The sequence below is a fragment of the Planomonospora parontospora genome (assembly GCA_014647935.1).
Taxonomy (GTDB): Bacteria; Actinomycetota; Actinomycetes; order Streptosporangiales; family Streptosporangiaceae; genus Planomonospora; species Planomonospora parontospora.
Genome location: BMQD01000003.1, coordinates 13,709 through 25,502, shown reverse-complemented (window position 1 = coordinate 25,502; position 11,794 = coordinate 13,709). Strand labels below are relative to the sequence as shown.

Below are 11,794 nucleotides of genomic sequence, written 5' to 3'. Positions count from 1 at the left end.
GGAGGACCAGTGCAGGACCAGCGCAGGCAGGCGATCCGGGCCCTCGACGAGAGCGACCGCCCCCACCTTTACTGGCACGGGGTCGACGCCGCCGGCCACGTGTGGCTGTTCGAGACGGTCCTCGACGACGGAGGCGAGTACTGGCCGGTCAGGCACGCCGAACTCGGCGCCGACGGCCTCGCCCGCCAGTACTCGTGGCACCGCATGGAGGACGAGCACGGCTTCCTGGCCGAAGGACCGCTCTACCCGGACGACTTCGGGCTGAACCCGCTGACCGCCGAGGAGTTCGCCACCCTGTGGGCCGCGCTCAGCCGGTGACGGGCGCCACGCGCACTCCCCTTGACCTCGACTTTGGTCGAGGTATCAGGCTGGTCCCATGAACACGACAGCACTCGACGAGCGGACGCGTGAAACCGAGATCGAGGCGATCAAGCAGGTGGTCGCCGCGGTCGAGCACTCCCAGCGGAACGAGCTCCCGGACGCGTTCGCCGACCTCTTCCGGCCAGACGCGATCTGGACCACGGGCCACGGCAGGCGTCTCTTCGGCCGCGAGGAGATCGCGGAGTTCACCCGCCGGGTGCTCCCCGGCGCGATGAAGGACATGACGCCCGTCTACGAGGTGGTGCACGTGCTGTTCATCCGCCCCGACGTCGCCGCGGTCAAGGTGCGCCAGCGGTATCTGACCCTCGACGGCCGACCCGTCGGGGACGAGGGGAGCCCGCTGTACGTCATGTCCAAGGAGGACGGCCACTGGCGCCTGACCGCCTGCCAGAACACCCAGGTGCTCGACTCCTGACCGACGACCACGGGGTATCACCCCGGGACGGGGTCGTGGCGTCGGCCGGTCGCCCGGGACCGCATGTCCCGGGAAAGCAAAAGAGGCCCCGGAGGGCCTCTGAGCTGCCAGTTTGGCTGGTGGCAGGTGCAGGACTTGAACCTGCGTAGGCTGAGCCGACGGTTTTACAGACCGCTCCCTTTGACCACTCGGGCAACCTGCCGCATCATCCGCTCGAGGCGGCGACATGAAGAAGAATAGCGGACTTCCGGACGTGACGTGACATCGGCGGCGGCTCCCGCCGTCGGCCTGTCGCGCCGGAGTCCGCGGACCCGCACCCACGGTCCGACCACGGCGTCCGCGGGCCCGGGACCCGGTCGGCGGACCCGTGCCGGGCGGCCTCCTCCACCTGCCCCTGATCCCCTTCCCGCGCATTGCCCCCGCGCTCCACCGCCCGGACCGGCTCGCTGCCGGAACGGGCACCATGATGTCGACGATCACCTTCATCATGGGCTGACAGGCAAAGCGCTAGGGTCGTCGAGAGAGCTAGAGAGGACAGTCGACGCATGGCCGACAGCAGTTTCGACATCGTCAGCAAGATCGACCATCAGGAGGCCGACAACGCGCTGAACCAGACGGTCAAGGAGATCGGGCACCGGTTCGACTTCAAGGGCACCGGCGCGAGCATCGCGTGGTCCGGCGGCCAGAAGGCCGTCGAGATCAAGGCCAACAGCGAGGAGCGCGCCAACGCCGTCCTTGACGTGTTCAAGGAGAAGCTGATCAAGCGAGGCCTGTCTCTCAAGATCCTTGACGCGGGCGAGCCCAAGTTGTCCGGCAAGGACTACCGACTCGTGGTCACCCTCAAGGAGGGCATCGACCAGGAGAACGCCAAGAAGATCTCGAAGATCATCCGGGACGAGGGCCCCAAGGGTGTCAAGGCGCAGATCCAGGGTGAAGAACTGCGGGTGAGCTCCAAGAAGCGGGACGAGCTCCAGGAGGTCATCGCCCTCCTCAAGGGCAAGGACTTGGACCTCGCCCTCCAGTTCACGAACTACCGTTAACCAGGCGGGCGATCAACGCTTTGACCTGGGGTTCGTGATCCTCGCCCTTGATCAGGGCACATCCAGGGCACACGGCCGGGGCCGGAGATCTCCCAAGCCCCGGCCGCTCCCCGCTCGAAGCAGCCCGGTCGTCCGGCGCCACGAGAACTTCCCCAGAACTACAGGAAGACCTCGATCTCGTAATCCTGCTCATCCTGCGGAAGCCGGCACCCGGATCCGGCGGACGACGCCTACGCGGCCAGGCCGGCGAAGATGACGGCGAGTGTCCGTTCCTGCAGCTCCATGTCCCAGCCGCCCTGCAGGGCACCTTGGCAGACGCTCACCAGCAGCGCCATCACCTCGGGCCGGCCGACATCACCGCGTACCGTGCCCGCGGCCTGCGCCTGGCGCAACAGCTCGCCCACCGCCTCGCCCAGCTGACCCACCGCCCCCGGAACGCTGACACCGGCCAGGTCGACCACCGTGCGCTTGGCCGCCGCCTGCTCGACCAGCCGGCGGAAGAAGACGTGCAGGCCGTCCGCCCCGCCGAGCGCGGCCGCCTCCTCCGCCAGCCGCGCCAGCAGGCGTTTCAGGATCGCCGCCAGCAGGTCGTCCTTGGTCGGGAAGTGCCGGAAGACCGTGCCGATCGCCACGCCGGCCAGCCGAGCCACCTCCTCGGTGGACGCCGACGTGCCGCGGTGCGCGAACACCTCCTCGGCCGCATCGAGGATGCGTTCCCGATTTCGCTGCGCGTCCGCCCGCACGCCGACCCCCTTGGAAAATGAGTCTCGACTCATTATCTTAAGTCGAGTCGCCACTCACCTTATCCCGGAGGCAGGCATGACCCCACGCGAGGTCTTCGACCGCATGCGCGAGCACTGGATCGCCAACGTGACCGTCTTCGACGACGAATCGCTCACCGAGGACGTCGTCCTGGAAATGCCGTTCGCCGCACCCGGACGGCCCAGCCGGGTCGAAGGCCGGGCCGCGGTCCTGGCCTTCATCCGCGCCGGGCACGCCGACCTGCCCTTCCGCTTCGACGACTGCCGTGCGCTGGCCGTACACGACACCACCGACCCCCACACCATCGTCGTCGAGTACGAGCTGGCCGCGACGATGACCGCGACGGGAGTGTCCGCCACGGCCCCGTTCGTCGGCGTGCTGACCGTCCGAGAGGGACGGATCGCCCGCTGGCGGGAGTACCAGAATCCACTCGCGGTCGCCTCCGCGCTGCAGACCGCGGCATCCTGAGCGCCGGCGCCCGCAGACGACCGCGTCGGAGCCGCCGTCGACGCGATTGGAGGCGGCTTCACGATGCCTTACACCACGATGGCGGTCACCGCGGCGCGAACCGGCGCTCTCCGGCGGTGACGTCATGGCCGCCCGCATGCGAAACGCCCTCACACTCTTGCGGCCGCTTCGAGGTGCCGACGGGATCGAGGTCCGGCCACACCACACGGTGCTCCACAACTCGATCCACCGCGTCGACGATGACCTCATGGTCAACCTGCACGCCTACGGCACCCGAGCCCCCGACGTCCCGGTCGTCTACCTGACCCGCACCGAGGCCGACGACGCCGCGGCGATCTACCTCGGCAGCTTCGAACGCGTCCGGGGTGGCGCCGAGCAGCCCGGTCTGCAGCAGGTACCGGTCATGCCGGCAGATCGACAGCGCTGATCACGGAGCAGCCGAAGGTCTCCGAGAGCACCTCGCGCTGATGGTCCGTCAACGGGTTGAGGAAGACGACCGCCTCCGCCCCGGTCCTTTCGCAAGCCGACGCGATCTCTCGCACTTTGCCCCCGCTCACCAGCGTGCGGGACGAGTAGGGGCGGTCCATCGTCCTCACGCCGCCGTCGGAGACGCCCCGGCGCTGCACGGAGCGGCCCACCACCCGGGCGCCGAGAGTCTCGACCGCAGCGGCCAGTTCGTCCATGAGCACGGTGTACCGCTTCTGCTCGGCGGAGAAGTACCCGACGAGAAGAGCGTCCTTGCCGGCCAGGACCACGGGCGGGAGAGGCGGCGTTCTTCCCGCAGTCCGGGTCTTCCGCGGACGACGGTCCCGTTGCAGACGCCGATGCGGCTTCACGACCAGCACGCTACCGAGCAGACGATCGATGTTCAGCCTGTCGGGCCAGGCATCAACGTGGATCGAGGCTCCGATCAAGACGCTGAGAAGCCCGCCCCGCCTGATCGGTCGACCGGCCGTCAGCCGGTGGCGAGCGAGTCCAGCACGTCCTGGGGTGCCGCGCCGAGGCGCTCCCGCTGGGGGAAGCGCCCCACCGGGATGCGGGCCACCTCTTCGGCCGTGGCGTAGTCGATCACGGAGACGACGTCCTGGTTGCTGAGGGAGACGAAGCAGTGCTGGCCGTCCACGCTGGTGGCGGTCCAGTACGGCAGGCTGTCGGCGGCGTAGTGCCGGTATCCGGCCACGGACAGCGAGGGCCGGTCGACGATCGCCACGTAGTCGTCGATCGTGCCCGCCATGCAGAGCTTCCGCTCGTCCCCGGAGAGCGCCATGCCGTGGTGGGCGGAGTTCTGCGGGTAGGCGTCCGGGGACATGGCCCGGGCCCTGTCGCTGAACGGCATGGTGACCGTGCGGACGGTCCTCCCGGCGTTCAGGTCGTACTCGATAAACCCGTTGAGGTAGGACAGCTGGGCGTACATGTACCTGTTGTCGGCGGTGAACACCGAGGGCCGCACGCCGTAGGCGAACCGGTGGGTCCGCAGGACGCGGTGCGTCCGGGCGTCGACCACCGTCACCCGCTTGTCCCCCTTGAGCAGGTTCATCGCCCTGGGCAGCGAGGTGACGCCGATGCTCTGGTTGTACAGCAGCGTCCCGTCCGGAGAGTAGTCGTTGCCGTGCGGATAGGTCCCGGTCGGGAAGGAGGCGACGGGCCGCCCGTCGGCCGTGTCCAGGACCACCGCCTTGGCGGCGGTCAGCGCGGAGACGACGAACCGGGTGCCGTCCGGGGAGAGCGCGGCGTGGTCGGCCTTGAACCCCTCGATCTTGTGGCGCCACAGGATCGTGCGGGCCCTGACGTCGAAGGCGACGACGTCGGCGAGGTTGCCGCGGGAGACGTAGAGCGTCCGGCCGTCCGGCGAGAGCGCCATGTCGTCGACGAACTTCCGGTAGCCCTGCGCGGCGTTGACCGCCTCGTATCCCGCCCTCTCCACCGGGTTCATCGCCGCGAGCCGCTCCTCCAGGTCGGGGATCGCGTCGAGCGAGCCCAGGTTCTGGAAGGTACGGCCGTCGATGAAGCTGACCGTGCCCGCCTGGGCGTTGCCGACCAGCAGCACGTCCCGCAACGGCTCGGTGCGCGCCGTGCCCCAGGCCGCGTTCGTGCCGGCGAGGGTGACGGCGGCGGCGCTCAGTGATACGGCCAGCCGGCGCAGAGTCCTGTGGAGAGCGCTGCGGGAACGAACCATCTCCGATCCTTTCGACGGCCCCCGACACCCGACATGATCGGCAATTCTGTGTGATGCGCATCACACTTCCTAGGCACCCGGAGCCAAACTCCGGCCGTCGGGCTGTCATCCCGCGACAAGCCGGACTCCCCTGAGGAGTTCCCGCGCTTTCCCGGAGCCGGGAGAACCGACGCCGTGGCCGACTCGTGACACAACCTTTCGCGGCCCGGCCGCATCTATCCGGGTGACGAAAGGAGTCCTCGATGGGCCCGATCTCCCCCTCACGCGCGCTCGCCGCGCTCACCCTCGCCGCCGCAGCGGCCACGACCACGATCACCGCCCCGGCGCAGGCGAACACGGGAGCCGCCTCCGCCACCCGCTCCGCCCCGGCCTCGACGGCCGCGACGGCCTCCACCGACGCCGACGCCGTACGGTATGCCTGGCTGAAGAGCTGCACGAAGAAGGACGTCGCGGTCCCCTGCGGCGCATGGACGCTGAGCCTGCGCAGCGGGAGGACCATCCGGCTGCCCGACGCCCGGGTCCACCCGGCGTACGCCGGCGGCAAGAGCGACATGAGCGCCGGAGCCCTTTTCACGGTCAGCGGTGACGGCCGCGTCGTGAACTACTTCAGGGGCGACCGGCTCGTGGTCCGGGACGTGTCGCGCGGGAAGGTCCGCCCCCTGCCGGGCAGGGCTGCCTCCCTGCCCAGAGGGCTGGACATGAGCGAGGTGGACGTCGCGCTCTCCCCCGACGGCTCGATCGTCGCGGTCGACTACCTCGACACCGCCGCGAGACTGCCCACCCTGATCGCCGATGTGGAGAGCGGCAGGGTCACCGAGTTGCCGCCGGACGGCACCGTGCTGGGTTTCAGCCCGGACGGCCGGCACCTGCTCACCAGCCGGTTCACCGACGACAACACCACCGAGTTCACGGTCTTCGACACCGGCGGGCGCAGGACCGCGAGCCAGGTGGTCCCGCAGATCGTCTCCAACAACTCGCCGGTCGCCCTGGCCGACGACGCCACCACGGTGGCGCTGATCGTCACCGGCGCCTCGGGCGCCTCGCGGCTGCGCACCTACGACCTGGCCTCCGACACCGTCTCCGACGCGGTCGCGCTCGGCATCCCCAAGAGAGAGACCCCGCAGCGGCTCTTCTGGGACCCGGCCGGGGCGCTGACGCTCTGGACCTCGCGCGGGGACGCGGAGGGCGACATCACCTCCGCCGTGCAGCGGACGGTCGGCGCGGCGACCGGCGCCACCCGCAGGCTGGACTCCTTCAAGATCAAGTCCGGTCTCTGGACGTGGTGGTTGCCGGGCGAGTGAGCTCGGTTATCTTCCCTTTCATGGGGAAAATCCACGACAGGATCGACGACCGGCTGCGCGCGTTCATCGGAGCGCAGCCGGTCTACTTCGTCGCGACCGCTCCTGAGCAGGGCGGTCACGTCAACGTCTCCCCCAAGGGATACTCCGACACCTTCACCGTCATCGACGACTCCACGGTGGCCTACCTCGATCTCGACGGCAGCGGCGTGGAGACCATCGCCCACCTCCGCCAGAACGGCCGCATCACGATCATGTTCTGCGCCTTCTCCGGCCCGCCCAACATCGTGCGCCTGTACGGCACGGGCCGCGTCGTCGTGCCGGAGGACCCCGGCTTCCCCGAACTGCTCGCGAGGTTCGGCCCGCACCCGGGGGTGAGATCGATCATCGTCGTCGACTGCGACCGCATCGCCGACTCCTGCGGCTTCTCCGTCCCCTTCATGTCCTACGACCAGGACCGCACGCTGCTGGACGAATGGGCCCAGCGCAAGGACTCCAAGGCCAAGCGCGCCTACCGGGCCAGGAACAACCGCGAGAGCATCGACGGCATCCCCGGCCTCTCGCCCGGGGAGACCGACCCCGCCGTCCTGCACTCCTAGGACCGCCGGTACGGGTCCCGGTATCGGCCCCGCTACGGGGCCGCCTCAGCCGACTCCCGGTACAGGCGCTCGCGGACTCCCGGTACGGCGCTCAGCGGCGGTAGCCCGCCATGCGCTCCAGGCGGGCGACCCGCTCGGCGGTGGGCGGATGGGTGGAGAACATCCGGCCGATCCCCGCGCCCCGGAAGGGATTGGCGATCATGAGGTGCGAGGTCGAGGCGAGGCGGCCGTTCTCCGGGAGCGGGAGCCGCCTCGCGCCCATCTCGATCTTCCGCAGCGCCGAGGCGAGAGCCAGCGGGTCACCGGTCAGCCGGGCGCCCGACTCGTCCGCCTGGTACTCCCGGGAGCGGGAGATCGCCATCTGGATCATGCCGGCCGCCACCGGGCCGAGCACCATCATCAGCAGCACACCGAGGAAGCCCGGTCCCTCGTCGTCGTCCCCGCCACCGAAGAACATGCCGACGTAGCCGAGATAAGTGATCATCGTGGCGAGCGCTCCGGCCACCGAGGAGATCAGGATGTCCCGGTTGTAGACGTGCGACAGCTCGTGGCCGATGACCCCGCGCAGCTCGCGCTCGTCGAGGAGCTGCGTGATGCCATAGGTCACGCAGACCGCGGCGTTGCGCGGGTTGCGTCCGGTGGCGAAGGCGTTGGGCTGCATGGTCGGGGAGACGTAGAGCCTCGGCATGGGCTGGCGGGCCTCGGTGGAGAGCTCGCGCACGATCCGGTAGAGGAGCGGCTGCTCGACCTCGCCCACCGGCCGGGCGCGCATCGCGGACAGGGCGATCCGGTCGGAGAGGAAGTAGGAGACGCCGTTGCCCAGCAGGGCGATCACGAGCGCGATCTGCACGCCGACGCCGCCTCCCAGCCACGCCCCCACCGCGATGATCACCGCGGACAGCGCACCCAGAAGGATCGCGGTGCGCAGGCCGTTGTGCCGCACGACGTCTCCTCCCGGTCGATGCTGGTTCCTGCAGTGACGTTGACGCTGGTTCTGCAGTGACAACGTCTCCGGCCCGGCCCAGCGTTCCCCGGGACGCTCAGCGCGAGGCGATCAGGAACCCCGGCACCAGGTCGAGCACCGCCTGCGGAGCCGCCGAGAAGGCCACCGCGGCGATGCCGGACAGGGCGATCGCCACGCCCACGGGCAGCCATCCGGCGGCTGAGCCGGGTCCTCCGCGAGCCGCACCGGACGCCGCGCGGGTCGCACCCGGTGCCCCGGCGGCGGCATCCTCGGCGACGACGCCCCCGGTGACGTTATCGGCGGTCCCGCCGGCGGCCGGTGCGCGTGCCGAGGCCGGGGCCGGAACCCGGACCGGGACCGGAACCGGAACCGGAACCGGGGTGAGGATCCGGGCGGCCCAGGTGGCGTAGTAGTAGAGACCGATCACGGTGTTGACCGCCATCACGGCGACCAGCCACGCCCCGCCACCGCCGACGATCTCCCGGAACACCACGATCTTGGCGAACAGCCCGGCCAGCCCCGGCGGCAGACCTGCCAGGCAGATCAGGAAGAACACCAGCGACAGGCCTGCCGCGGGACTGCGGAAGGCCAGCCCCCGGTAGCCGTCGATCCCCTCCTGCCCGTCCCGCCTCGACACGAGCATGACCACGGCGAACGCTCCCAGGTTCATCGCGGCGTAGAACACCAGGTAGGCGATCGAGGCGTTCGCCGCCTCACGGGTCTGGACGCCGAGGGGCGCGAGGATGTAGCCGGACTGGGCCACCGACGACCAGGCGAGCAGGCGGACCGCGTGGCGCTGCCGGAGGGCCAGGAGGTTTCCGGCGGTCATGGTCAGCGCCGCCACGATCGCGATGATCGGAGCCCAGAGCGCCGCCTGGGCGGGCAGGGCCGCGACCAGGATGAGGATCAGACCCGCGAACCCCGCGGCCTTGGAGACCACCGAGAGCAGCGCGGCGACCGGGACCGGCGCCCCCTGGTAGACGTCCGCGGCCCAGGCGTGGAACGGCACCGCCGCGACCTTGAAGGCGAATCCCGCCAGGACCAGCACCATGGCCACGGTCAGCACGGGTGGCAGGTCGTGGGAGATCTGCAGCGAGGAGGCGTAGGCCTGGCTCTCCGCCGGCGGAACGGGATCCACGCCGGACCACGGTGTGTACTGCCGCAGGTCCTGCGCCAGCCGGTCGAGGTGAACGGTCCCGGTCACACCGTAGAGCAGGGAGACGCCGAAGAGCATCACCGCCGTGGAGACCACCGAGACGAGGAAGAGCTTGACCGCCGCCTCCGAGGCGCGGCCGTCGTAGCGTCTCAGCGCGGTGAGCGCGAAGACCGGCAGGGACACCAGCTCCAGGGCCACCACCAGCGTGATCAGGTCGCGGGCCGCGGGCAGGACCACCGCGCCGGTCAGCACGCAGAGCAGCAGGAAGTGCCACTCCCCGGCGGGGACGTCGGCTCCGGAAGAGATCTCCGCCATCGACAGCAGCACCACCACGATCCCGGCCGCCAGCGCGAGCCCCGCGAAGACGAGCGTGAAGCCGTCCACCACGAACGAGCACGAGGGACCCGCCGCGATGGCGGGCAGGTCTCCCGCCGGAGGTCCGCCGCCCATCGCCCCGGAGGGGATGAGACCGGGCCGTGAGGGCCCCGCCATGCCTTCGGGCACGCAGAAGGTCCGCAGCGGGGCACCGGTGCGCAGAGCCTGCGCCACGACCGCGCCCAGTGCTCCAAACACCCCGGCCAGCGTCACCCCGCCCAGCAGCGGCCGGGAGTACGGTCTGCGGGGCAGGAAGGCGTCCAGGAGCAGCACGAGACCGGCGGCCACCGCGAGGATCAGCGGCGGCGCGATCGCGTAGAGGTCGATCGACTGGATCACGGGGCCCCCACGAAGGTTCGGACCACCGGGTCGGTGATGAGCAGCAGTGCCTTCGGCCAGAGGCCGAACAGCAGGATCAGTCCGACCAGGGGCGCCCACGCGGCCACCTCGTAGGCCCTGACGTCCCGGAGTCCTCCCCCGCCTCCAGGTCCGGTCCCTCCGCCTCCAGGTCCGGCCCTTCCGCCGGTGCGCACGCTCGCCGTTCCGGTGTCCACGGCGTCGGCGCTCACCCTGCCGGCGCTTTCCGGCACGGCTTCACCGGGGCGGGTAACGGCTTCCGCCGCGGTGTCACCGGGGCCGGCAACGGCTTCCGCCGCGGTGTCACCGGGGCTGACGCCGGCTTTCACGCCGGCGAGCAGCGGGGCGTGGACGGTCTCGGTGGGGCGGCCGTGTGTGACGCGGGAGAGCATGACCAGGAAGTAGGCGGCGGTCAGCACGGTGCCGAGGCCACCGACGGCCATGAAGGTCAGGAAGAGCGGGCGGGACAGGCCTGGGGCGGGGTCGAAGGCGCCGAGGAGGGCGAGCATCTCCCCCCAGAAGCCGGCCAGGCCGGGCAGCCCGAGGGAGGCGACGCAGGCGAAGGTCAGCACGGACCCGAGGTGCGGCAGCCGTACCAGCATGCCTCCGCCGAGCGTCGGCATGTCGGCGGTGCCGTACCGCTCCTTGACGGCCCCGGCGACGAAGAACAGCAGACCGGTGATCAAACCGTGTGCGATGTTGCCGAACAGCGCGGCGTTGACCCCGACCGGGGTGAGCGTGGCGAAGCCGAGCAGCACGAAGCCCATGTGGCCGATCGAGGAGTAGGCGATCATCCGCTTGAGGTCGCGCTGGGCCAGGCACGCGAGCGAGCCGTAGACGATGCCGACCACCGCGAGGGCGCCGAGCCAGGGGGCGACGGCGGCGGCCCCGTCGGGCAGGACCGGGATCGCGATGCGGGCGAAGCCGTAGGTGCCCATCTTGAGCAGCACGCCGGCGAGCAGCACGGAACCGACCGTGGGCGCCTCGGTGTGGGCGTCCGGCAGCCAGGTGTGCAGCGGCCACATCGGGGTCTTGACCGCCAGCCCGATGCCGATCGCCAGGAAGGCGATGATCTGCACGGCCCGGGACATCCCGGTGCCCTGCGCCCCCCCGAGGGCGACCATGTCCAGGGTGCCGGTCTGCGCCCAGACGAGCAGCAGGCCGACCAGGAGCGCGACCGAGCCGAGCAGCGTGTAGAGGATGAACTTGGTCGCCGCCGCGCGCCGGGCCCGGCCGCCCCAGACGGCGATCACGAAGTACATCGGGATGAGGACGATCTCGAAGAAGACGAAGAAGAGCAGCAGGTCGAGCGCGAGGAACGTGCCGATCATGCCGACTTCGAGGACCAGCAGGGTGAACACCAGGGCCCGGGGGCGGTTGCCGCCCGGCCGGGGCCGCAGCAGCTGCCCGGGGCCGTCGGAGCGGCCCCAGCACAGGTAGACGAAGCAGAGGAAGGTCAGCAGCGTGGTCAGCACGACCAGCGGGAGCGAGATCCCGTCGACGCCGAGGTGGAACCGGAGGTCCAGCCCGGGGATCCAGGCGAGGTCCGTCGTGAACTGCACCCGTGCGGGATCTGCGTGGTCGAACCCCGCCGCCAGCACCACCGCCAGCAGGAACGTGATCCCGGAGACGGCCAGCCCGTGCAGTCTCAGCAGCCGTCCCCTGGCCGGCGCGTCCACCGGGAGCGGCGCCAGCAGCACGGCGGACCCGGCGAGCGGCACCGCGAGAAGCGCGATCGGCAACCAGTTCATCGGCACGTCACCTCCCGGCGGATCGGGAGCGGCCACACCCGGTGGATCGGGA

At 70.5% G+C, this 11,794-nt stretch carries 13 protein-coding genes and 1 tRNA gene; 7 read left to right on the top strand and 7 right to left on the bottom strand.

Translation table 11 applies throughout. From position 1 onward, the window contains the following. The first annotated feature begins 9 nt into the window (after positions 1-9). Both IEZ07_RS05440 and IEZ07_RS05435 read left to right on the top strand, forming a co-directional pair. Positions 10-318 carry a hypothetical protein gene (locus tag IEZ07_RS05440; protein ID WP_191893793.1) on the top strand — a complete coding sequence of 103 codons (309 nt, stop codon included), beginning with the start codon at positions 10-12 and terminating at the stop codon, positions 316-318. 58 nt (positions 319-376) lie between these two features. After that, positions 377-796 (top strand): SgcJ/EcaC family oxidoreductase, encoded by a 420-nt coding sequence (locus IEZ07_RS05435; protein WP_191893792.1) that lies wholly within the window; start codon positions 377-379, stop codon positions 794-796. 117 nt (positions 797-913) lie between these two features. On the opposite strand, the gene IEZ07_RS05430 is transcribed toward IEZ07_RS05435, so the two are convergent. After that, positions 914-998: transfer RNA gene (locus IEZ07_RS05430), tRNA-Tyr, on the bottom strand. Between the two features lie 343 nt (positions 999-1,341). Here IEZ07_RS05430 and IEZ07_RS05425 point away from each other — a divergent pair. Next, positions 1,342-1,836, top strand: coding sequence for a YajQ family cyclic di-GMP-binding protein (locus IEZ07_RS05425; protein ID WP_191893791.1), 495 nt, complete (start codon positions 1,342-1,344; stop codon positions 1,834-1,836). Positions 1,837-2,066: 230 nt separating this feature from the next. On the opposite strand, the gene IEZ07_RS05420 is transcribed toward IEZ07_RS05425, so the two are convergent. Beyond that, entirely contained in the window at positions 2,067-2,612 is a 546-nt protein-coding gene (locus tag IEZ07_RS05420) for an SbtR family transcriptional regulator (RefSeq protein ID WP_191893790.1), read from the bottom strand. 43 nt (positions 2,613-2,655) lie between these two features. On the opposite strand from IEZ07_RS05420, the gene IEZ07_RS05415 reads away from it, so the two are divergent. After that, positions 2,656-3,066, top strand: coding sequence for a nuclear transport factor 2 family protein (locus tag IEZ07_RS05415; protein ID WP_191893789.1), 411 nt, complete (start codon positions 2,656-2,658; stop codon positions 3,064-3,066). Between the two features lie 157 nt (positions 3,067-3,223). After that, positions 3,224-3,493: a hypothetical protein gene (locus tag IEZ07_RS05410; RefSeq protein ID WP_191893788.1), complete on the top strand. Its 270-nt coding sequence runs from the start codon at positions 3,224-3,226 to the stop codon at positions 3,491-3,493. Here the strand turns inward: IEZ07_RS05410 and IEZ07_RS05405 are convergent. Together IEZ07_RS05405 and IEZ07_RS05400 are read right to left on the bottom strand one after the other, a co-directional pair. Further along, the gene (locus IEZ07_RS05405; protein ID WP_239319628.1) at positions 3,468-3,980 is read right to left on the bottom strand and encodes an HflX-like GTP-binding protein; all 513 of its coding nucleotides are present in this window, start codon (positions 3,978-3,980) and stop codon (positions 3,468-3,470) included. The genes IEZ07_RS05410 and IEZ07_RS05405 overlap by 26 nt on opposite strands. 41 nt (positions 3,981-4,021) lie before the next feature. Continuing rightward, positions 4,022-5,242 carry a YncE family protein gene (locus IEZ07_RS05400; protein WP_191893787.1) on the bottom strand — a complete coding sequence of 407 codons (1,221 nt, stop codon included), beginning with the start codon at positions 5,240-5,242 and terminating at the stop codon, positions 4,022-4,024. 242 nt (positions 5,243-5,484) lie between these two features. Between IEZ07_RS05400 and IEZ07_RS05395 the strand changes: the two genes are divergently transcribed. Together IEZ07_RS05395 and IEZ07_RS05390 are read left to right on the top strand one after the other, a co-directional pair. Next, positions 5,485-6,543: a TolB-like translocation protein gene (locus tag IEZ07_RS05395; RefSeq protein WP_191893786.1), complete on the top strand. Its 1,059-nt coding sequence runs from the start codon at positions 5,485-5,487 to the stop codon at positions 6,541-6,543. A gap of 20 nt (positions 6,544-6,563) precedes the next feature. Next, entirely contained in the window at positions 6,564-7,139 is a 576-nt protein-coding gene (locus tag IEZ07_RS05390; RefSeq protein WP_191893785.1) for a pyridoxamine 5'-phosphate oxidase family protein, read from the top strand. Positions 7,140-7,230: 91 nt separating this feature from the next. On the opposite strand, the gene htpX is transcribed toward IEZ07_RS05390, so the two are convergent. The 3 genes from htpX to IEZ07_RS05375 all read right to left on the bottom strand — a co-directional run bounded on the left by htpX (position 7,231) and on the right by IEZ07_RS05375 (position 11,742). Next, positions 7,231-8,082, bottom strand: coding sequence for a zinc metalloprotease HtpX (gene htpX / locus IEZ07_RS05385; RefSeq protein WP_191893784.1), 852 nt, complete (start codon positions 8,080-8,082; stop codon positions 7,231-7,233). Between the two features lie 97 nt (positions 8,083-8,179). Continuing rightward, positions 8,180-9,973: an NADH-quinone oxidoreductase subunit N gene (locus IEZ07_RS05380; protein ID WP_191893783.1), complete on the bottom strand. Its 1,794-nt coding sequence runs from the start codon at positions 9,971-9,973 to the stop codon at positions 8,180-8,182. Continuing rightward, complete coding sequence (locus IEZ07_RS05375) at positions 9,970-11,742, bottom strand: complex I subunit 4 family protein (RefSeq protein ID WP_191893782.1); 1,773 nt, start codon at positions 11,740-11,742, stop codon at positions 9,970-9,972. Before IEZ07_RS05375 ends, IEZ07_RS05380 begins: the two co-directional genes overlap by 4 nt. Positions 11,743-11,794: the final 52 nt, after the last annotated feature.